The following is a 22,562-nucleotide window of genomic DNA, read 5'->3' on the forward strand; positions in this document are numbered from 1 at the left end:
AGGTCTAATAGTACTTTTTTTATCAAAAAAAGAGGACTTTTGTCAAAAACATTGAATTATATTAAATAGTAATCTGACAGCAGAAAGAGACTAGCTTAAAAAAATGAGCCTAGCTTACCTTCGTAAATGAGCTTAGAAATACAAAAAACGAAGGGAGCTGAATCTTTAATGAAGAAGCTTTATATTGCTATTACAACTGCTTTAATTACATTTGGTACTGCTATTACTGTATTAGCTGACACCAGTAAGTGGTAAATTTTTGACTATTCTGCTGTCAGATTTACCAACTAAGAGGTGACTAAAAAGTGACTAAAAAATTAAAATTTTATTTATCAACAATATATTTATCTTTTTTGATCGTATTCATTTATTTATTTTATGAATATGGTTTTCCAAATAATTATTCGCATATTTTATTTTTATTATCTGTAACTCTTGTGCTGAATAATTATAGCATCTTTTTTAATTATATAACTGAAATTAAAACATCTATGACTTTACCAGTTTTAATAAGTTCCTTTTATTTTATTAACCCTTTTTGGGTGGGAATTATTACAGCTATAGGAACTATAACATATAAAGAAGAGATTAAATATTTTGTTTGGTATAAATTTTTGTTTAATAGAAGTTCTATTTTTTTAGCTTCAATTTCTGGAGCTTTAATTTTTAATATTACGAGGCCGGTACTTGATGGTAATTCATTTCCTTTTTTATCTATTTTGTTAGCAAGTTTAGCTTATTTTATAATTAATAATTTCTTTGTTTACACCGTAATCAATTTAGCTGATAATGATGTGAATAAAATGACACTTGTAAGTTATTTTAGAGAGCTTTCCAAAAACTTAATAACTTCCTACTTTTTAGGATTGATTCTTCTAGCTTCCTACATTTACTTCAGTAAAGTGCTTTTTGTTCTTATTATTATATTATTATTTATTATCAAAGATTTCTTTTATTCACGCTTACAGCAGATGAATTCCTATACTCAAATAATTGAAAGTTTTCTAAAGGTAATTGATTCTAAAGATCACTATACTGAAGGCCACTGTGAGCGGGTAGCAAAATACACCTACCATCTCTGTAATGAGATGAACTTATCACGGGCTAAATCAGAAAAAATTATCAGCATTGCTAAAATTCATGATATAGGAAAAATCTATGTTGATGATCATATTTTGAGAACTTCTGATAATTTAAATGATCAGGAATACGAGGAAATCAAACGACATACTGAATATGGTTATCAACTTTTAAAAGATATAGATTTAATTAACGATGAATTAGATATTATATTATACCACCACGAGCGCTGGGATGGTAAAGGTTATCCAGAAGGCTTAAAAGGAGAAGCAATACCGGTAGGAGCCAGAATTTTAACTGCCTGTGATTCTCTGGATGTAATGATCACCGGGAGAAGCTATAAGCCGCCGATGACTAAAGAAGAAGTAATAGAAGAATTCGAAAAATGCGCTGGAGGTCAGTTTGATCCCGAAATTGCTCAAAAAATAATTGAATTAATTAAAGACGGTTATTTTGATGATAAATTTAAAAGTGAAGAGAAAATAAAAGAATTAGAATTAGCGTTTGATTACTAGTTTTTATTTTGATTCAAAAAGGGGAGAGTTGAGGATGAATACAGAGATTAAAAAATTAATTCAAGAACTTGACGGTGTTGTTTCCTGTAATTTAACCGGGGCAGATGAGATAGATGAAATACATATTATTGCTGATAAAAAGAGAGATCCCAAGCGAATTGTGAGAGATGTAGAAACAGTCTGCATGGTACATAATGATTTTAAAATTGACCACAAAAAAATAAGTATTGCCAGAATTGATAGCAGTTTTAAAAAGGCTGTTAACGACTTTTCCAGTAATCGAATAGAGTTAGTTTCCATTTATACCGAAAATAATAGCTGCCGCTGCAATGTTAAGATGTTGATTAACGAAGAAGAAATTTTTGAATCATTTGAGGCGCAAATGGGTGAAAACCTGGAAAAACTAATTGCCAGATCAGTAGTTGAAGTTATCAATAAATATTTAGATTTTAATGGTCACCTTGTAGTGGAGGATGTTTTTACCATTAAGGGCAAGGAAGAGCTTGTAATTGCTCAGGTATATAATTTTGACAGTCAGAGTAATCGACTAAAGGAAAAATTGGTTGGTGCTGTTTATTTAGATAACAATATAGCTCTGGCAATTGCTAAAGCCTGTTTAAAGGCAGTTAACAGACAACTATCTTCTTAAGCTTAAATTTAGAATAAAAAGTGTGCTCGGTTAATTTAGGGCACGCTTTTTTCTGTGATATAGGTCACTGAAGTATAAAAAATATGATTATATAATAAACTTGACAAAACAACTAAGGATTAATATAATAATGTACAGATAGAAGATTTTGTCTGTACATATTAAAATCTATAATAACTTTTAGAAGTATAAGAATATAAGGAGGAGTTTTATATGTTTAGAAAGGTTAAAGATGATATTTATAGTGTAGGGGTTATTGACTGGCACCGCAAATTATTTGATGAGTTGATTCCTTTACCTGATGGAACAAGTTATAATTCATATTTTGTTAAAGGTCAAGAAAAAAATGCAATAATTGACACAGTAGAGCCTGATTTTGTGGAAGATTTTTTCGATAATCTGGATGATCTGGGTGTGGAGAAAATCGATTACATTATTTCTAACCACGCTGAACAGGATCATTCCGGTTCAATTCCATATCTGTTAAAGAAGTTTCCTGAAGCTGAGGTTTTAAGTTCCCAAAAGGCAAAACCAATGCTTTTAGATTTACTTGAGCTTGAGGAAGACCAAATTAGAGCTGTTGAAGATGGTGAAACTATTGATCTTGGTGGTAGAACCTTAGAGTTTATTGATACTCCCTGGGTCCACTGGCCGGAGACTATGTCTACCTATCTGCAGGAAGAAAACATTTTATTTCCCTGTGACTTTTTTGGTTCTCATTTAGCTACAAGTGATTTATTTGTGGAAGATGAAGCAGAAGTATACAAGGCGGCTAAAAGATATTATGCAGAAATTATGATGCCTTTTAGAATGATAATTAAAAAGAATCTGGCTAAATTAGAAGATTATGAGATTGAGATGATTGCTCCCAGTCATGGTCCTGTCTATGATAATCCAGATATGATTTTAGATGCTTATCAGGGTTGGGTAAGTGATGAAGTAAAACCTGAGGTTGTAGTTCCCTATGTTTCAATGCATGGTAGTACTAAAGACTTAATTAATTACTTTATCAGCTCCTTAATTGACGAAGGAATTAAGGTTAAACCTTTTGACTTGACTGATGTTGATCTGGGTGATTTAGCAATTTCGCTGGTTGATGCTTCAACTGTAATCTTTGGTTCACCAACTGTATTAACAGGTCCTCATCCATCTGCGGTTTATGCAGCCTACCTGGCAAATGTCTTAAAGCCAAAGACTCGTTATGCTTCAATTATTGGTTCTTACGGTTGGGCCGGCAGAATGACCGATAAACTGCTTGATTTAATGCCAAATCTAAAAGTTGATCTCTATGATCCAGTAATTGCTAAGGGTCATGGGGCAGAGGAAGACTATCAGGAAATTGACAGACTGGTAGCAGAAATCAAAGCAGATTTAGATAATCTATAAAACAAAGGTATAAGAATTTAATTTAATAAGTTTGTCCCAAATTGCCTCCAATTAGAACTCCTGTGTAAAAGCAGGGGTTTTTTATATTTATTTATGTTCATTTATGTTCGCGTACCCGGTACGTGAACATAAACAAGCATTCAATATAATTAAATCTAAGATTTTTGGTTTTAAATAAAGGTTTTTTAACTCAGAAAAAGAATTAATTATTAAGAACAGATTTTAATAAACGGAGGTTAATTTTATGATATATTTTAATAATGCTGCTACCAGCTGGCCCAAACCGGAGTCGGTTTATCAGGCAGCAGATCAATTTATTCGTAACTCAGGTATGAATCCAGGTCGTTCTGGTTCTGCAGAAACTTTAGCTCCGGCCCGGATGATATTTAGAGTTAGAGAAAATATAGCTGATTTCTTTTCAATTAAGGATTCTGCCCATTTAGTTTTTAATTCCGGGGCCACTGAATCTCTAAATACTGTTCTCAAGGGAGTTTTAAAAAGCGGAGACCATGTAATTACTTCTAAAATGGAACATAACTCGATACTTAGACCTCTGGAACGTTTAAAAACAGAAAGAGAAATAGAGGTAGACTATATAAATCTGGATTTAGAAAGTGCAGAAGTCGATTATCAGTCATTAAAAAATGCTGTTAGAGAGAATACCAAACTGATTGTAGTCTCTCATGCTTCTAATGTACTGGGGACAGTCAATGATCTGCGGCAGATTGGTGAAATTGCTGCTGCAGAAGATATACTATTTTTAGTTGATGCTGCGCAGACTGCGGGTGTAATTCCGATTGATGTCGAGGAAATGAAAATCGATTTTCTGGCAGTTCCCGGGCATAAATCACTTTTTGGACCACCGGGAATCGGTGCTTTATATGTCAGAGACCCGGAGTTGCTGCTGCCTCTAAAAGAAGGTGGAACCGGTACAAATTCTTTAAGTATCACTCAACCGGAGATAATGCCCGATTATCTGGAAGCAGGTACTCTTAATACTCCCGGTATTATTGGTCTGGGGGCAGGTGTTGAGTTTATTCAAAAACAGGGATTAAAAAATATTCATCAAAAGGAAATGAAGTTATTAAAAATTTTAATTGCTGGTTTAACCGCTCTGCCGGAGCTTAGAGTTTACGGCAAAAAAGATATAAAAAACAGAACGGCTGTTACAGCTTTCAATCTGGAAGGATACAGTTCCAATCAGCTCGCTTTTAAACTGCAGCATGACTATGATATTCAGCTGCGGGGTGGGCTTCACTGTGCACCATTATTACATAAATTTTTAGGCACAGCTGATCTGGGGCTGCTGCGAATTAGCCCCGGTTATTTTAATACAGAAGCTGAAGTAAATGAATTTTTAAATATACTGGAAAATATAACTTGATCTAAGGAGGAATTAAAAATGAAGGAGATTGATGCTAGAGGTCTGGACTGCCCCAAACCGGTTGTGCTGACCAAAAAAGCAATGGCAGATAATGATGAAATTTTAGTGATTGTTGACAATAAAATAGCTTCCGAAAATGTAGCTAAGTTAGCTCAGAAAATGAAAGCAGAAGTCAGTATTGTAGAAGAGGCAGCTGACTATTTTAAGATTATAATAAAAAATACTGGAGAAGCTAAAGTAGAAAGTGAAAATAATAAAGCAGCAGCTAAAAATTATGAGGAGGGGAAAGTTTATTTAATTGCTTCTGATAAATTAGGTGAGGGCGAAGAAGATTTAGGTAAAATTTTAATTAAAGGTTTTCTTTCAACTCTGCTGGAAATTAAGCCCCTGCCTGAAAAAGTGATCTTTCTAAACTCAGGTGTTAAAATGGCTGTTTTAGAAAAGGATGTAACAGCGACTTTAGAAAAATTGGAAACTGCAGGAGTTGAAATTTTAGTCTGTGGTACCTGTCTTGACTATTATGATTTAAGTGATCAATTAGAGGTGGGAGAAGTTAGCAACATGTATGAAATCGTAAACAGCATTAACAGCAGTGATTATGTAAGAGTTTAATTTGCTGTTTGAATTCAATTATTATATTATTAGATAGAGAAACAAATATTATCGATAAACACATAAAGTAGTAAAAAGGTACAAAGTAATAAAAATAGAAAGTTGGTGATTTTATGTCTCAAATCAAATTAACTGATTACAGCAAAACTTCTGGTTGAGCATCTAAGATGGGCCCTGGGGCTCTGGCGCAGGTTCTGCGTCGCGTTAATTTTCCTGCTGATCCAGAAAAGTTATTGATCGGCCTGGACAAGGCAGATGATGCTGCTGTATATAGCCTGTCTGAAGAACTTGCTTTAATTCAGACTCTTGATTTTTTTACTCCCATAGTGGATGATCCCTATTTATTTGGACAGATTGCCGCTGCCAATGCCTTGAGTGATGTTTATGCAATGGGAGGACAGCCGATTCTGGCAATGAATATTGTCGGTTTTCCCTCCTGTCTGGAAGCTGAAATTCTGTCTCAAATTCTGCAGGGAGGTGCCGATAAAGTAAAAGAAGCCGGAGCCAGCCTATGTGGTGGTCATACTGTAGTAGACGAAGAACCCAAGTACGGTCTTTCTGTGACGGGAACTGTTCATCCCGACAATTTACTCAGTAATTCCGGGATCAAAGAGGGTGATTTAATTTTATTAACCAAACCTCTGGGAACAGGTGTCATGGTTGCGGCAATTAAAGGTGGATTTTCCAAAAGTGATGAGAGCAATCCGGCAGTAAAATCAATGTTAACTTTAAATAATACTGCTTTAAAATATTTTGACCAGTATCAGATTAATGCCTGTACAGATGTGACAGGATTTGGTTTAATTGGCCATTTATTAGAAATGTCGGAAAACAGCAGTCTGCAGATTGAAGTTGAAGCTCCGGAGATTCCAGTTTTTGAGGGTGTAAGAGACTTTGCAGAATCAGGTCTTTTACCGGCCGGTGCTTATAAAAATAGAGATAATTATCAGGAATTTGTCAGCGAAAAGGGAGAGCGAGATCAGACACTTTATGATTTAATGTATGATCCTCAGACTTCAGGTGGACTTTTGATTTCTGTTGCCGAAGCAGATGCAGCTGAGTTATTAATTGATCTTTATGCTGAAGGACTGGATGTGGCTGTAATCGCAAAAGCCAGGCAGGGAAAAAAAGGAGTAAAGATAGAATGGGAGTAAATAAAGAACATAAAGAAAAATTAATCTTATTTGAGTCAACTCATCATTCAATTAAAGCCGAGAGAGTGCTTTTTGATAATGATTTAGATTACAGGATGGCAGCTGTGCCACCCGAAATTTCTACTGACTGTGGTTCAGCAATAACTGTACCGGCTGCTCTGGATGAGTTAAAAGATCTGTTTGAGAAAAATAATATTTTGGTTAAAGCTGTTTATGAATTTAAAAAAGAAAACAGGAAAAAAGAATATAAAAAAATATACAGCAGAGATTGATCTATTAAAAGACTTTCCTCATTCAAGTTAGGAAAGTCTTTTTTTAATAAATTAACTATCTATGGACTAAATTATAATACTTATAATCTATTTATGAAGGTTTAAATTAAAACATCTAGAATATTTATAATAAGGGTTTTTAAAAATATTTATAATTTTGTTTATGAAATTTTTAAAGTTGGGAAAGGAGGGTCTTATAGAGTTATCTTTATTGCTCTATAAAAATAAGATGAAAAACAAAAAATATAGGTCTATAAAATTTTACAGATATTTTTTATTAATTTCAGCAATGGTTTATTTTTTCTTTGCTATGATTTTTTATTATTCAAGAACAATTCAAGATCCAATGCCTATAGAACAACGACTTTTGACCGGTTTTATATTTTTCGGATTATATATATTAACCCAGTTAAGCCACTGCTTTGAAGAACGAATAGATCGAATTGCTTATTTCTCGGCAATATTTGTAATAGTTCAACTGATTTATCTTAGTTATGTACAAGGATTTGAATTTGAAGTTTCTATTAATATCCTACTTATTTTAGCAATTATAAATTTAATTTTTAAAGGAGACCGATTAGCTCTATATACTAATATAATACTTGCTTTACTGTTAGGAGTTGCCCTGTACTTTACAGATAATCCTCAGCACTCTCTTTTTAGCTTTTTTGTGGGTTACTTAGTTATTGCAGGTTTGACATATTATATTAGTAATCAAAATTACAAAACAGCTCAAGTTCTACAGGCTAGTGAACAAAGATATAGAACAATTTTTAATACTGCCCCTTTTGGTATATTACTTGAAGATAAAGAAGGAACTATCTTAGAGGTAAATAAAACTTTATGCGAAATTTCAGGTTATAATAAAAAAGAATTAGAGGGAGCTAAAATAACTGATAACCTTGTAGCTTCTGACCAGTTTGAAATTTCAAAACAACACATAAAAGAAGTTTTAGAGGGGAAGGAGTTAGAATTTGATACCATAAGTATCACAAAAAATAATGAAAAAATTTATACTCATATAAAAGAATCACCTATTATATTGCCTGGGGGAGAGCAAGGAATATTGTCTATGCAAATAGATATCACGGAAAGAAAAAAACAGGAAGAGATTATAAAACAGCAGCGAAATATTATCGAACAACTGCATTCTACAGCCTTAAAATTCATGGAACTTGAAAGCGAGACAGAAGTATTAGAAATGACTATAGAAGCTGCACATGACTTATTGGATTTTGAATTTTGTAATATTAGATTTTTAAAGAATGATAAACTGGTAGGTAAAGTATCATCTTCTGAAGTCCTCAAACCTATTTCTAAAAATGAAGGAATAGCAGGAAAAGCTTTTAGGGAAGGCAAAAGTATAATTATTGATAATTTTGACGATTTTCCTAATCTTGAATCAGAAAATAAAAATTATAAATCTGGTATGAGTATTCCTATAAAAAATTTAGGAGTTTTTCAGGCAATTTCTAAAGAGAAAGCAGCTTTTAGTAGCGAGGATCTAAAATTGGCAGAACTTCTTATTTCTCATACTGCTTCATCCCTGGAAAGAATTTATGCAGAAGAAGAGATAAAATATAAAACTTTTCATGATAAACTAACCGGTTTATATAATAGAAGATTTTTTGAGGAAGAATTGGAAAGGCTGGATACTAACCGCCAATTACCATTAAGTATAATTATGGCTGATATTAATGGATTGAAAAAAATTAATGACACATTAGGACACAAAAAGGGTGATGAGTTACTAGTTAAGACAGCTAATATTTTAAAAAAAGTTATCAGGGACGAAGATATATTAGCTCGTTGGGGTGGAGATGAATATGTTATTGTGCTTCCAAAAACAAGTAATGAGGAAACAAAAAAAGTTATAAAGAGGATACATGAGAAAACTTCAGAAACTAAAGGAGACCAATTAACTGTTTCTTTAGGAATTGGTTCGGCTATTAAAAATACAAAGGAGCAGGATATTACAAAAATTCTAAAACAGGCAGATAAAGTTATGTATAAAGATAAATCTTCTCATAGAAAATAAAATTTAAATTGAATATTGACTATTATTCTAAATGATTCTAACTATTACAAATATTGGTAAATATTAAAGGAGGTCCTTTGATGTATGATGTCAGTATCATAGGAGCAGGTGTTGTTGGTTCGGCAATTGCCAGAGAACTTTCTAAATATAATCTTTCGGTGGCTCTAATTGAAAAAGAGTCAGATGTTTCTACCGGTGCTTCCAAAGCTAATACCGGAATTGTTCACGGTGGTTATGTCGCAAAAGCAGGAACCTTAAAAGGCGAGCTCTGTATTCGGGGAAATGAAATGTATGAAAAATTAAATGAAGAGCTTAATTTTGGTTATAAGAAAACTGGTGGACTGGTACTTGCCTTTGATGATCAGGACCAAAAAGCTTTGAAAAAAATATATCAAAATGCCTTAGAAGTTGGTCAATCAGAAGAGGAAATAGAAATTATTGATGCTGAGCAGATTAAAGAAATTGAGCCTCATGTCAGTGATCAGGTAGAGTCGGCTTTTTACTGTAAAACTATAGGAGTTACCTCTCCTTATGAATTTACCATTGCCCTGGCAGAAAATGCTGTCGATAATGGTGTTGACTTAAAATTAGAGTCAGAAGTAATAAATATTGAGAAAGATAATGATTATTTTGAAATAGAAACGGTTAAAGAAAAAGTTGAAAGCCGTTATCTTGTCAATGCAGCCGGAATTTATGCAGATAAAGTTTCTAATATGCTGGATGCTGCTGATTTTAAAATCTATCCAATGCGGGGAGAATATGTAGTTTTCAGTAAAAGTCAGAGTCATCTGGTTAATTCAGTAATTTTTCAGGCTCCAAATCCAGAGACCAAGGGAGTAGTAGCAACTACAACTACCCATGGTAATTTTATGATTGGCCCCAATGCCGAAGAAATAGATAAGAAAAATGATGTGAGTACAAGTTTTAAAGAAATTAAATATGTCATAGATCAGGCTCGCAGATCAATCCCGGATTTTGATACTAATAGAATGCTTACAACTTTTGCTGGCTTACGACCTAAAAGTACCAGAGAAGATTTTATAATTGAAGAGACAGAGGTCAAGGGTTTTGTCCAGGCAGCCGGAATTGACTCACCAGGTCTTACCTCGTCTCCCGCGATAGCCGAAAAAGTAGTAAAGATTTTAAATGAGTCAGGACTGGAGCTAAAGAAAAAAGAGGATTTTAATCCTTACAGACCAGCAATAATTGTTGAAAAAGATGAAGGCTTTGCTGGTGAGATAGAGCATCAGGATCCTGAAAAGCATATTATCTGCCGCTGTGAAGATGTTACTGAAGCTGAAATCCTGGATGCTTTAAGCCGATCAATACCAATAAAAACTACTGATGCAATTAAAAGAAGAACCTGGGCTAAAACCGGAGAATGCCAGGCAAACTTTTGTGAGAGCAGAATTAAAAAGATCTTAAGCCGAGAATTAAATATTCCAGTGGAAGAAGTAGAAAATCGGGATGAAGATTATGTGCCTGAGCGAATTGATATCTATGAGCTTAAAAAGAGGTTAAGAGATCAGTAAAAATTACACCTTCAAATTTTATATATTTAAAAATTGACAGATAACTATTATACTGTTATAATATGAATGAATATTCATTCAAGGAGATGATTTAAATGGCTCAGGAAACTAGAAATAGAATTAGAAAAGCTGCAGTAAAAGTAATTTCTCGAGAAGGATTTTTTAATACTAGAATGCAGGATATAGCTGATCAGGCCGGACTGGCAGTCGGCACAATATATAATTATTTTTCCAGCAAAGATGAGGTTCTGGCTTATATCTTTAAATATGAAGTGGAAAGAAGAAGAGAAATAATGTCTGAGTTAAAAAAGAGGGATCTGTCACTGAAGGAGTTATTAGTCCACTTTTTAAATCGACATTTTTCAGTTTTAAGAGAAAACCCAGAACTGGGCAGAGTTTTGGTTAGAGAAAAGGACTTTTCCAGGGCTAAAAAAGATGGGGAAATAAAGGCACACAGAAATTTCTTGATCAAAATGCTGGAGAATCTTTTTGAGAGAGGTGTCAAAGAAGGTGAAATTAAGGAAGTGGATACTCACTTGCTGGCCGTATACTTTTTGGGCTCTATTCAGGGGATTATTGAACATGCTCTAACTCAGCCAGAAATGAACCTTTTAGAAAAGGCACCTGATTTTGTCTGGCAAAGAATTGAACATATTTTTATTGAATAAAAGTACCGAGAAAAAAGGAGGGGACACCAGTGGCAGTATTTATTAATTTAATCGCTTTAGCTGCTCTTCTAATTTCTATTTTTTGCAGTCAAACTAAAACAAAACAGGGGATCAAAAAAGCTCTAATCAAAGCATTAGGACTGGCTCCCCAGATGCTGATTATAATTACTGCCATCGGTCTGGTATTTGCTTTTCTGCGTTTTATTTTTACTTTAATTTCGGTAGTTTTAATGGGATTGATAATAGAGAGACTTGTAGATGAGAAAACTCTTTGAATTTTTAATTTTGACTCTGATCAGCTGGTAGGTAAATGATTTAGTGTGAGCTGGATCACTGAACTAAATAGATCAAAGTATTATACTTATATCAATGAATGAGCGCTCATTCATATTCTTGTTTTTTAATATAGACAATAAATAATTATCAATTGAAAGGGATGATTTAGATGGAAATTATTAAACTAAGTGAGTTAGAAGCAAAGAAAAACAAAAGAGGAGTTATTGCTAAGTCAGTTTTTAAACATGAGAATGCTCAGGTAATGAACCTTGTTTTAAGTCCAGGAGATAGAGTTCCTGGACATCAGGTGCCGGTTGATGTTTTCTTTTATATCAAAGAAGGGAAGGGTACATTAAGAATCGGAGAAGAATCCAATGTTGTAGAAGCAGGTACAATCGTAACCTGTCCTCCCAATACTGAAATGGAATTAAATGCTGACCAGGGAGAAAAATTTGAAGTATTAAATGTTAAGACTCCATCACTTTAAAAATAAAGATAGAAAATAATGCCGGCTGTGAGAGCAGCTGGATTTTTATCTAAATTCATGAATGAATATTCATTCATGAAGAGTTTGGATTTATGAAATTAAAAGGAGGTTTAATTTAAATGACTAAGAAAAAATTATTTATATTTTTGACTGTTACTCTTCTGATTGTATTTACAGTACCTGCAGCAGCTGAATACAGCTTTAATCTTAAGCAGTATCTAGAAAAATCCCTATCTGAGAACAGAGAAGTTAAAGAAGCAAAGATTAATTTGGAGGCAAAAAAAATTGCTCTGGTTAGAGAAAAAGCAGAGCAGGAGTTAAGACCTTCACCACTGTTTTTAAAAAAAGCTGAAGCTGAGATGGATATTGCAGAGAGAAATTTAGAAATTACAAGGGATCAGGTAACGGAAAAACTAATCAGTGATTTTTTCAGTTATTACAAGGCAGAGAATTCTATTGCTATTCACAAAAAATATAGAAAAATTTTAGAAAAAGAATTAGAAAATATTAAAGAAAAGTATAAGCAGGGGAGTATAATAAAAAGTGATGTGATGCAGGCGGAGGTAGAACTAAAAAGTACAGAAAGTAATTTAAAAACAGCGATCAACACTAAAAAAAGAGCAGCTTTTAAATTAAAACAGAATTTAAATTTGAATTTTAATGAACAGCTGAAAATTAATTTTAATGTAAAAGAACTGAAAAATTGGGAACTTAATAAAAGTTTGAATGAGCTTTTTAATATAGCTTTAAATAAAAGGATTGAAATCCAAGAAGCAGAGACCAATATAGCACTTCAAAAAATTAACTATCAGATTGCTTCAGCAGATTATAGTTCAAAATTAGAAGCAGAGCAGGCAAAAAATGAATTAAAAAAAGCAGAAAATCAGCTGAAACTAGTTAAAGATAGGATTAAGCTTGATGTTAATAATAAGTATCTTGATCATCAGAATAGCATAGCAGAAATTGAGCGCTATAAAAAAGTTATTGAAAGTTTAAAGGAAGCACTCAGGGTAAAAAAATTATATTTTGAAGAAGATTATATTACAGGGACAGAGCTTTTGGAGACTCAGGTTGACCTCTATCAGAGTGAAATAAATTATTCTCATGCTAAAATTAATTATTATTTAAGTCTGGCTGAACTGTATCTAAGTACTGGAAATTTTAAGGAGATGGTAGATTATGAAACTAAATAAAATAATTTTATTTAGTATTATATTGATAGTTATCAGCGGCTTTATACCGGTCTCTATGGTGGCAGCTGAGATAAATTTAGATGCAGTGTTAAAGTCAGCTTTAGAAAATAATAATACGCTAAAATCTGCCAGAGAAAGATTGAAAGCAGCTGAAATGCAGAAGAAAGCATCTGACAGTATAATGAATTCAAAATTAAGTGGTGAACTTTCCTGGCAGGATGAAGAATTAACTGAGGATGGGAGTATTTTCAGTACAATCAATTACAGCAAGTTCCTGGCTGAATCTTCGGGTACAGAAGCTCAACTTGATAAAGCAGATCTTAAATATTATATAGCTGAATTAGAATACAAAAAAACAAGAGAAGAAGTTTTAGCAGCTGTAATTAAACAGTACTATAACTTTTTAAAAATAGAAAATTTAATTAAGAGCCAGAAATCAGCAGTTGCTGAAGCGGAAGCATTATATCAAAATGCTAAAAAAAGACATGCAGATAATTTGATTACGGATGCTGATTTATTGAGAACAAAAATAAACTTGGAAAAAGTCAGAGAGGAACTAAAAAGTCTTAAAAGTGACAGAATTAAGGCTAAAGAAGAGCTGATTTTATTAACGGGTATTAATGCAGCAGAATTGAAATTGGTGGATAGAAAAGTCACCAGTTTAGAGAGTAATTTTGAATTTAAAAAAGAATTACTTTTAAAAAAGGCCTATAAAAATAGAAGTGATTATCAGATAAAAAAGTTAAATGCAGATCTTATTCGGGCGGACATTAAATACCTTAATTCGAAAGATGATCCAGTATTTTTTCTTGGCGGAGAATATCTTTTTGAAGATGGTAGAGTTAAAAGTTCTTTAAATAGTAAGTATCAGTTTAATTTAAGCGCCAGTGCTGATACTCGGGAGCAGAATGAAAAATATATTTCAGTTAAAAACTTGGAGCTATTAGAAGAAAGTGAATGGAAGGTAACAGCTGCTTTGAGTTATCAGTTTTCTGATGGAGGTAAAAATAATGCAGAAATTAAAGCAGCAGAAGCCAGATTAAAGGAAAGTGAATTCGGCTTAAAAAATCTTGAAGCACAAATAAAAATTGAAGTGTCAAACCTCTTAAGAGAATTGAACTTAGCAAAAAATAGAGTGGATACTGCTGCTCAAAATTTAAAGAGAGCCAAATTAGAATATCAGAGCACAAAAAGCAGATATCAAAAAGGTGCAGTTATTGAAAGTGAATTAATTTCTGCTCAAAAGCTGGTGGCTGAGGCTGAAGCTAATCTGGCTGCAGCAGAATATGCAGTCCAGTTAAAAAGGACCGAGATTTTGGCTGCAGTGGAGAACATCCATAAAAGCTTTACTACAGGAAAACTGGGAGGAGATAGCAGTGAATAAAAAAGCAAAAATGGGTTTAACAATTTTACTAATCATTATAATTGGTGCTGCTGCTTTAATTTTTATCAGACAGCTCAAGAATAGAGAGGCGCAAATGGATGAAGAACAAAATTTGGGAGTTCCTGTGGAAACAACTGAAGTAAAAAAAGATGATTTTCAAATTATATATAATTACAGCGGTACTGTAGAATATGCAGGAAAAAGGAAAATATCTGCCCAAATTGGCGGAGAGATAACAGATATTTATGTTGAAGAAGGAGATGAAATAAAAAAAGGAGAGCTTTTAGCAAAAATAGATGATGAGGAGTTAAAAAACAATTTAAATTCTGCTCAGGCAGCTGTTAAGGAAGCAAAAATCGCTTTGAAAAAGACCAAATTATCAAAAGAAATTTCAGAAAATAATTTGATTGAAAGCAGGGCAGCTTTAAATGAAGCTCAGAGTAATTACTCACAGTGGAAAAGTGATTATGAGCGTGATAAAAAACTTTATCAAAAAAATGCTATAGCAGAAGCTAAATTTGAGCAGACCAAAACCCAATTCAAAAAGGCAGCCGCTCAGGTAGAAAGAATGAAGGCAGCAGCTGCCAGTGCTGAAAAGTCAGTAGAAATTGCAGAATTAAATATTAAAAACAGCAGAGAAAAGCTTAAAAAAGCAGAGAATGAGTTTGAAAATGCCAGACTTAAATTAAAGGATACAGAGGTCAAATCGCCAATTACAGCTAAAGTTGTTAGAGAATTTGCAGAAGAAGGAGAATTTACCGGTGTGGGGCAGCCTCTTTTTGAGATAGCTCAGCCTGACCGGTTTGAAGTTAAGGTTCAGGTGGGAATGCAGGATCTCAACAAACTAAAAATAGGTACTAAAGCTTTAATTTCCTCACCTGTGCTTGAAAATGAAAATTTGAAAGCAGAAATTTCGGAGATTGCTTCTGCAGCTGATCCTAGAAGCAGAACTACAGAAGTGACAATTAGTTTAAAAGTAAATAATTTATCTTTAAAAGATGGGGACTTTGTATCGGCTGCCCTAGTTGCTGAAAGTTATAAGGATGTATTAATTATACCTGAAAAAGCAATTTTTAATTATCAAAACAAATCTTATGTGTATTTAATTGAAGAAGGTAAAGCTGTTCGTAAAAAGATTAAGAGAGGTGCCAGCAACGGTTATTACACTATTGTGAAATCCTCTCTGGCAGCAGGAGATAAAATAGCAGTAAGCAATCTCAATGATCTACAGGATAATGTAAAGGTTTATTTATCCGAGCAGGAAAATGGAGATGATTAATTATGAGTTTAGTAGATTTTGCAGTTAAGAAAAAATATACAACAACTGCAGCAGTTCTGGCAGTTATTCTTTTAGGTGCTGCAGCTCTTTTAACTTTAAACATCCAGCTTAATCCGGATACTGAGCCGGTTGTAGTAAGTATTCAAACTCAATATAAAGGTGTTAGTGCCTCAGATATTGCTGAAAAGATAAATGAGCCTTTAGAAGAAGAGCTGGGAAGCATTGAAGGAGTAGAAAGTATTAGCTCTGATGCTATGGAGGGTGTGTCCTTAGTTAGTGTTGAATTTGGTTATGATAAAAACATAAATACGGCAGCTGTGGATGTTCAGAATGTAGTTAGTAGAATAAGAAATGAACTACCATCAGATATTGAAGAGCCTAAGGTTCAGAAATTTTCTAAATCTGATCGTCCGATTTTAACTCTTGCAATTAGTGGTCCACGCAGTGATACACAGCTTAGAACCCTTGCAGATAACCAGTTAAAAAATAGACTGCAGTTAGTTAATGGAGTTGCAAATGTGGATGTTTATGGGGGAAAGAAAAGAGAAATACAGATCAATGTTGACCGCGAGGCGATGGCGGCTTATGATATTTCTATATCTCAGATCACCAGAAGACTGGACCAGGAAAATATCAACTTTCCAGGAGGGCGACTGACAACAAAAGATCAGGAATATCTGCTGCGTATTGTTGGGGAATATGAAAATTTAGAAGAAATTAGAAATTTAATAATAACTTCTACTCCTGAGGGCAAAATATATTTAGAAGATCTGGCAGAAGTTAATGATAGCTTTGCAGAAGTCAGAAGTAAATTCAGGGTTGAAGGTGAAGAAACTGTAGCTTTAAATATTTTAAAACAGCAGGATGCAAATACTGTTCAGGTAGTTGATAATGTCAAAAAAGCTGTAAATGAAATGAAGGCAGAATACCCGGAACTTAATTTTCAGATTACAGAAGATCAGTCAGAATTTGTTAAACTGGCAATTTACAACATGGCAAACACCCTGTTTATAGGAATTATTTTGACCATTATAGTAATTTTCTTGTTTCTGGAGAACTGGCGGAGTACTCTGGCTGTTTCAATCTCTATACCGGTGACCTTTGTTTTAACTCTGGCACTGCTAAAGGCATTTAATTTGAGTTTAAATACAGTAACTATGACTGGTCTTATTCTTTCAATTGGAATGCTGGTTGATAATTCGATAGTTGTGATTGAAAATGTGACCCGTCATTTTGAAGACTTAGGTAAATCTGCATTTAAAGCAGCAGTAGAAGGAACAAATGAGATGATTTTAGCTGTTATTGCAGGAACTACTACTTCAATGATAGTGTTAGTTCCAGTTATGTTTATTGGTGGTTTTGTGCAGCAGATGTTTAGACCACTTTCAATGACACTTTTATTTGCCTGGACGGGTTCGGTTATTAGTTCTTTTACAATTGTACCCCTTGTTTTATCAATGGTATTAAAGGCAGAAGAAAAAAAGAAATCTTTTAAGGTATTAGCCTTTTTTAAAAATATAGTAGCTTTATTTACTAAACTTCTGGAAAGTTCCAGGAAATATTATTTAAAATTGCTGGAGAAATCTTTAAACAATAGGGCAATTGTTATTACAACAGCGGTAGTATTATTATTGGTAACTTTAAGTTTAATTCCTTTAATTGGAGCAGAGATGACACCGGTTATGGACAGCGGCCAGAGTTATATTTCTATAGAAACAGAAGCTGGCTCCTCACTTGCTAAAACTGAAGAAGTGGCTAAGAAAGTTGAAAAAATAGTAGAATCTGTTCCCGAACTGTTAATTTATTCAACTCAGCTTGGTTTTGAACCGGGAGCAAGTACTCAGGCAACCACAGGAGCCAATGGGGTACAGCAGGCCTTTATGTCTCTGACTTATAAAAATAGAAATAATAGAGAAAGATCAATCTGGGAAATACAGGAGGAATTGAGAAATAAAATAGCTAAAGTACCCGGTATTAGAGCCTATGTAGTTGAAGAAGCAGGGGCAACCTCTGTTTCTACAACCCAGGCACCTTTAGTAATTCGATTGAGTGGAAAAGATCCAGAGATTTTATATAATTTTGCTCAGGGACTGGCAGAAAAAATCAAGAAAGTTCCAGGAGCAGTTAACATCAATTTGAGATGGGCTCTCAATAGTCCTGAGTATCACATTAATATAAATGAAAAAAGAGCGGCTGAACTAAATTTAAGCACCAGAGAAATTTCTCAGCAAATTTCAGCTGCAGTTAGTGGTATTGATGCTTCTCAAGATTTTTCTCTTCCTGAGCAGGATGATCTAAATATTTTAGTTAAATATAAAGATAAGCAGATGGTTTATAAAAATGATTTAAAAAATTTAATAATTATCAGTCCTGGGGGTAAAAATCTGCCTCTTCGGGAAATTGCAACAATCAAAACGGAAAAAGGACCTAATTTGATTAGCAGAGAAGATATGCAGTATACCCTTGATATTCTAGGCTTCAGTAAGGATAGAGCTTTAAGTAAAATTAATCAGGATATCAAGGCAGTTATTGCTGATTATCAGCTGCCGGCTGGCTATAATGCAGAGGTTACCGGTCAGCAGGATGATATGAATGAAGCTCTTAGCAGGTTAGGAGTTGCCCTTGTTTTTGCAGTGGCCTTTATTTATCTGCTTTTAGTATCGCAGTTCAAATCACTGCTGCATCCGATTACAATTATGATCTCTATTCCTTTAGAATTGGTAGGGGTAGTAGCAGCTCTCCTGCTTACCAACACCTATCTTTCGATGCCTGCTATGATGGGACTAATATTACTTTCCGGTATTGCGGTTAATGATGCTATTCATCTAATTGATTTTGTTATCGAAGCAGAAAAAGAAGGAAAAAGTACTAAAGAGGCAATTTTAGAAGGAGCACGTTTGAGGTTCAGACCAATTTTAATGACTACCTTTTCTACACTTGCCGGTATGACACCACTGGCCTTAGAATTAGCTGTGGGTACAGAACAGTATTCGCCGCTGGCAAAGGTAGTTATGGGAGGCCTATTTTCTTCCACCATGCTGCTGCTGATATTTGTTCCTGTAGTTTATAGTTTGTTTGAAGATTTAAAAGAAAAAATTTATAATAATTAAATTATATTTACTGCGGAAAAGTTTAGTTTTTTATGATTTTTCCGCAGTAAAAACTTTTATTTAAAAATATTTGATTTTGCTCGGGGGTGAAGAAATGAATAATATTTATGTGCCAATAATTATATTTCTTAATGCAGATAATAAAATAAAATATGAAAGAACTTCTGAAATGATATCTAAATATAAAAATATGGGTATTAAAAATTTTTTTATTGAAAGTGATAATTATAATACATCTAATCTTAACTGTTTAAATTATTATAATAAGATATTTAAAATTTTACCTGAAAATTCAAATGTAATTATTGACTTGGTGTTAAACCAATATTTTGATTTAGATGAAATTATAAAGAAAATAGAAAACCATAATAATTTAGTTTTTTCTTTAAATATATCAGCTAAATTTGTTGAAGATTATAAAAAAAATAAAAATTATATTTCCAAGTATTTAAATAAAAATATAACTTTATATTTAGAAATGGCACCTCAAGCTCTTAAACATATAGAAGTGAATAATTTAATTAGAAAAACCAATATTAAAGGAATTATTTTACTAACTGATTATGACACTGATTTCGATATAACAAAAATAGAGATTTATAAGAAAAACAATAAAAATCTTGAAATAATTTATAAATCAGATGATTTATTTTTAACAGCATTAAGAAATAATAATTCTATTATTAGTAGTTATTCATTTATTTTTATAGAAGAATTTAATAAAATATGGAATAGCTATAAAAATGAAAATAATATAAAAGCAGTTTTTTTTCAGGAAAAATTAAATAAGAAATTAAAAGTACTAAAAAAATTTGATTATTATGAGGTTTTAAAATTTTATTATGAGAAAAGTGGAGAATGTTTTTTAAAAGAAGTGGATTGCTGTAGCGTAGAATTAAATAGAAAAGAAAAAAACAGATTAATAAAGATATTTAATTAGTTGTTAGTTATATATTACTCAATCCATCTAAATAGGAAGTACAGAGAAAAAAATCCCCACTATTTCTCAAAATAATTATTTTTGAGTTAATAGTGGGGAATTATTTTACTATATTTTAATCAAAATCAGGATAACCGGGATCTATCAATCGATTATTTTGATCAAGAAGTTCCATTTCTCGGGCTGCTTCAACCGGAAAATTCCAGTCAAAAACATCTAAATTGTTTTTTAGATGTTCTTTAGAGCTTGCTCTGGGAATAGCAGCAATATTTTTTTCAATTAGCCATCTTAAAGCAAGCTGTGCTGGTGTTTTATCATATTTTTCTCCCAGAACTTTTAAGACACTGTTATTGAAGACTTCTCCCTGAGCCAGGGGACTATAGGCAGTTAAAATAACATCATTTTTAAAAGCAAAATCCAGAAGTTCTTTTTGATAAAGTGTTGGATGAAATTCTACCTGATTAACAGTAATTAAATCAGGATAAGCATCCAGGGCCTCTTTTAGAAGTGGAATTGTAAAATTGCTGACCCCAATATTTATGGCCCTGCCGTCTGCTTTTAATTCCTGCATTGCTTTTAGCGATTCTTCAACCGGGATATCCGGATTCGGCCAGTGAATTAAGAGCAGATCAAAATATTTAAGATCCAGTTCAGTTAAAAGTCGGGCAGCAGATTTAAATAGCTGCTTATATTCTAAATCTTGACTCTGGATTTTAGAGGTAATAAAAAGCTGGTCTCTATCAATATCAGTTTCGTTTAAGGCTCTAGCAATTGCCTGATGGTTTCCATACATATCAGCAGTGTCAAGATGACGATAACCAAGCTCAAGGGCCTGTTTAACAACCTCAGTACATTCTTTTCCTTTTAAACCGGAAGTGCCAAGGCCCAGGGCCGGTATTTTATTTTCATTTTTAAGCTCAATTTCTTTCATAAAAATCATCCTTTCCAAAAGCAGTAATATTGTAGTTTTAACTGCGCAGTTGAAGTTTGATAGTACTAGATTCTACTGTTTTGAATAATTAATTAATTAAGACCAAAGAAAGTACCGAATACTCCCAGAAATTTATATTCTTCCCCATTTTCCTGGATAGTGAAAACTGTAAAGAAAACATAATCACTGATTTCTGTCTGTACTTCTTCCACTGGTTCTGAAACTGTACCACCGAATATTCGTTCTATATCACTTGCAGATTGACCTCTAATTTCTGCAACTCCCCAGTTGATAAATTCTTCTTGATTAGGTTTGCTAATTGTTGCAGTTACTAAAATTGCAAGAACAACAATGACTGTAATTAAAATTCTCATTTTAATCACACCTCCTTTTAGAAGTTTCTAATTGCTGCTTAACTTTCTTTCGATTTTTTCTAATAAGTCTCTTGCTTCCGGAAATCTATCATTAATATGCAGTGTTTTTCTAAACTCAGCCGCAGCTTCTTTTAGCATACCAGCCTGATAATAGGCTCTACCTAAATAATAATGACTTTCTGCATAATCCGGATTTTTTTCTACCGCTGTAGAGAAACTAGAAATGGCATTCTGATATTCCTCTCTTTCTAAGTAAAGCTGTCCTTCCCCCAGATAGGCTTCTACATAATCAGGATTATATTTGAGAGACTGCTTATAATAAATGAAAGCCTGCCTATCATTTCCTCTCTTTTTTTCAATATTACCCAGTAAGAAGTATCCATAATATGAATTTTCATTGATTTCTACTGCTTTTTCCAGGGCTTTTCTGGCTTCAGTATAGTTTTCCAGATTAAGATAACTTTCGCCCAGGCCTATATATAAAGCTGCAAAGTTACTTCTTTTTTCAATTCCTTCTTTATAAACAGCAATGGCAGAATCGTAATTTTCTAATTTTTGATATAAATTACCTAAATTTAAATATAAGCCAGCTCGATTTCCATTCATCTCTATGGCCTTTTTGTAATACTCAACAGCTTCATTTAGCTGATTCTGTTTTTCTTTAATTCTTGCCAGATTGGAATAGTCAGAACTTGTTGCATTTTCTTTGATTACTGCTTTATATATTTTTTCTGATTTCTCAAGTTTCTGGGTTTCTAGATAGGCAAAAGCAAGATCTCTCTTAAATGGTAGTTTATCAAGTCCGAGTTCTTCTGCTTTTTTGAGATATTCTAGTGCTTTTTCAAAATTAGCACTATCAAATTGGCCATCTTTGTTTAAAAATAATTCTCCGATTTTCCAGTTTAAATTGGAATCCTGAAATCCAGCCTGATTAAATTGTTCCAGATAGTCAATCGCCTGAGCAGTCTGATATCTTTTAATAGCGGTCATAGTAGAGTAATATAAGACACTAAATCTAAGGTCTTCACTCAAATTATTTCTTGCCAGTAAAGATTGGAATTTTTCAGCTGCTGAATTGTAATTTTCCTGATTATAATCTTCTAAAGCTAAAGTGAAAACGTCTTGCGCTGGAACCTGATTATTGTCAGTATTCTGAGCTAAAATTAGTGATGAGCTTGAAAGAATTATTAATACAACTAAACTAAAATACAAACCCTTTTTAATCATTATTTTTCCCTCCTGATTTAAATTAAGTTTGCGCTCTTTACATTTACAAATTTATCATATACTGTTCTAAA

At 33.1% G+C, this 22,562-nt stretch carries 20 protein-coding genes; 17 read left to right on the forward strand and 3 right to left on the reverse strand.

All coding sequences use genetic code 11. The features are described from left to right. The first annotated feature begins 305 nt into the window (after positions 1-305). The 17 genes from DFR79_RS02825 to DFR79_RS02905 all read left to right on the forward strand — a co-directional run bounded on the left by DFR79_RS02825 (position 306) and on the right by DFR79_RS02905 (position 19,959). Positions 306-1,595 (forward strand): HD-GYP domain-containing protein, encoded by a 1,290-nt coding sequence (locus DFR79_RS02825; protein WP_133513992.1) that lies wholly within the window; start codon positions 306-308, stop codon positions 1,593-1,595. Between the two features lie 34 nt (positions 1,596-1,629). Next, the gene (locus DFR79_RS02830) at positions 1,630-2,244 is read left to right on the forward strand and encodes a hypothetical protein (RefSeq protein WP_133513993.1); all 615 of its coding nucleotides are present in this window, start codon (positions 1,630-1,632) and stop codon (positions 2,242-2,244) included. A 213-nt stretch (positions 2,245-2,457) separates the two neighbouring features. Then, positions 2,458-3,630, forward strand: a complete 1,173-nt coding sequence (locus tag DFR79_RS02835; RefSeq protein WP_133513994.1) for an FprA family A-type flavoprotein — start codon at positions 2,458-2,460, stop codon at positions 3,628-3,630. Positions 3,631-3,874: 244 nt separating this feature from the next. Continuing rightward, positions 3,875-5,014, forward strand: a complete 1,140-nt coding sequence (locus tag DFR79_RS02840; RefSeq protein ID WP_133513995.1) for an aminotransferase class V-fold PLP-dependent enzyme — start codon at positions 3,875-3,877, stop codon at positions 5,012-5,014. Between the two features lie 18 nt (positions 5,015-5,032). Further along, entirely contained in the window at positions 5,033-5,626 is a 594-nt protein-coding gene (gene yedF, locus DFR79_RS02845; RefSeq protein WP_133513996.1) for a sulfurtransferase-like selenium metabolism protein YedF, read from the forward strand. A 113-nt stretch (positions 5,627-5,739) separates the two neighbouring features. After that, positions 5,740-6,780 (forward strand): selenide, water dikinase SelD, encoded by a 1,041-nt coding sequence (gene selD, locus DFR79_RS02850; protein ID WP_133513997.1) that lies wholly within the window; start codon positions 5,740-5,742, stop codon positions 6,778-6,780. Further along, entirely contained in the window at positions 6,771-7,052 is a 282-nt protein-coding gene (locus tag DFR79_RS02855) for a DUF3343 domain-containing protein (protein WP_133513998.1), read from the forward strand. The genes selD and DFR79_RS02855 overlap by 10 nt, the downstream gene beginning before the upstream one ends. 211 nt (positions 7,053-7,263) lie before the next feature. Beyond that, positions 7,264-9,090 carry a diguanylate cyclase domain-containing protein gene (locus tag DFR79_RS02860; protein ID WP_166637954.1) on the forward strand — a complete coding sequence of 609 codons (1,827 nt, stop codon included), beginning with the start codon at positions 7,264-7,266 and terminating at the stop codon, positions 9,088-9,090. 80 nt (positions 9,091-9,170) lie between these two features. Next, a complete protein-coding gene (locus DFR79_RS02865) occupies positions 9,171-10,622 on the forward strand; it encodes an NAD(P)/FAD-dependent oxidoreductase (protein ID WP_133514000.1) in 1,452 nt (483 codons plus the stop codon). A 95-nt stretch (positions 10,623-10,717) separates the two neighbouring features. Further along, the gene (locus tag DFR79_RS02870; RefSeq protein ID WP_133514001.1) at positions 10,718-11,290 is read left to right on the forward strand and encodes a TetR/AcrR family transcriptional regulator; all 573 of its coding nucleotides are present in this window, start codon (positions 10,718-10,720) and stop codon (positions 11,288-11,290) included. 29 nt (positions 11,291-11,319) lie between these two features. Beyond that, positions 11,320-11,565 carry a hypothetical protein gene (locus tag DFR79_RS02875; protein ID WP_133514002.1) on the forward strand — a complete coding sequence of 82 codons (246 nt, stop codon included), beginning with the start codon at positions 11,320-11,322 and terminating at the stop codon, positions 11,563-11,565. Positions 11,566-11,735: 170 nt separating this feature from the next. Continuing rightward, positions 11,736-12,053, forward strand: a complete 318-nt coding sequence (locus tag DFR79_RS02880; RefSeq protein ID WP_133514003.1) for a cupin domain-containing protein — start codon at positions 11,736-11,738, stop codon at positions 12,051-12,053. 119 nt (positions 12,054-12,172) lie between these two features. After that, positions 12,173-13,246: a TolC family protein gene (locus tag DFR79_RS02885; RefSeq protein ID WP_133514004.1), complete on the forward strand. Its 1,074-nt coding sequence runs from the start codon at positions 12,173-12,175 to the stop codon at positions 13,244-13,246. Then, positions 13,233-14,630 carry a TolC family protein gene (locus tag DFR79_RS02890; RefSeq protein ID WP_133514005.1) on the forward strand — a complete coding sequence of 466 codons (1,398 nt, stop codon included), beginning with the start codon at positions 13,233-13,235 and terminating at the stop codon, positions 14,628-14,630. Before DFR79_RS02885 ends, DFR79_RS02890 begins: the two co-directional genes overlap by 14 nt. Then, positions 14,623-15,909 (forward strand): efflux RND transporter periplasmic adaptor subunit, encoded by a 1,287-nt coding sequence (locus DFR79_RS02895; protein WP_133514006.1) that lies wholly within the window; start codon positions 14,623-14,625, stop codon positions 15,907-15,909. Before DFR79_RS02890 ends, DFR79_RS02895 begins: the two co-directional genes overlap by 8 nt. Before the next feature lie 2 nt (positions 15,910-15,911). After that, positions 15,912-19,019 (forward strand): efflux RND transporter permease subunit, encoded by a 3,108-nt coding sequence (locus DFR79_RS02900; RefSeq protein WP_133514007.1) that lies wholly within the window; start codon positions 15,912-15,914, stop codon positions 19,017-19,019. 94 nt (positions 19,020-19,113) lie between these two features. Next, positions 19,114-19,959, forward strand: coding sequence for a hypothetical protein (locus DFR79_RS02905; protein ID WP_133514008.1), 846 nt, complete (start codon positions 19,114-19,116; stop codon positions 19,957-19,959). A 115-nt stretch (positions 19,960-20,074) separates the two neighbouring features. Here DFR79_RS02905 and DFR79_RS02910 read toward each other — a convergent pair whose 3' ends face one another. From DFR79_RS02910 to DFR79_RS02920, 3 genes are all read right to left on the reverse strand, one after another. Then, complete coding sequence (locus tag DFR79_RS02910; protein ID WP_133514009.1) at positions 20,075-20,890, reverse strand: aldo/keto reductase; 816 nt, start codon at positions 20,888-20,890, stop codon at positions 20,075-20,077. Between the two features lie 92 nt (positions 20,891-20,982). Beyond that, the gene (locus DFR79_RS02915; protein ID WP_133514010.1) at positions 20,983-21,264 is read right to left on the reverse strand and encodes a hypothetical protein; all 282 of its coding nucleotides are present in this window, start codon (positions 21,262-21,264) and stop codon (positions 20,983-20,985) included. Positions 21,265-21,291: 27 nt separating this feature from the next. Then, a complete protein-coding gene (locus tag DFR79_RS02920; protein WP_133514011.1) occupies positions 21,292-22,491 on the reverse strand; it encodes a tetratricopeptide repeat protein in 1,200 nt (399 codons plus the stop codon). Positions 22,492-22,562 lie beyond the last annotated feature (71 nt).

It is taken from the genome of Halanaerobium saccharolyticum (genome assembly GCF_004362045.1).
In the GTDB taxonomy this organism is placed as follows: Bacteria; Bacillota; Halanaerobiia; order Halanaerobiales; family Halanaerobiaceae; genus Halanaerobium; species Halanaerobium saccharolyticum_C.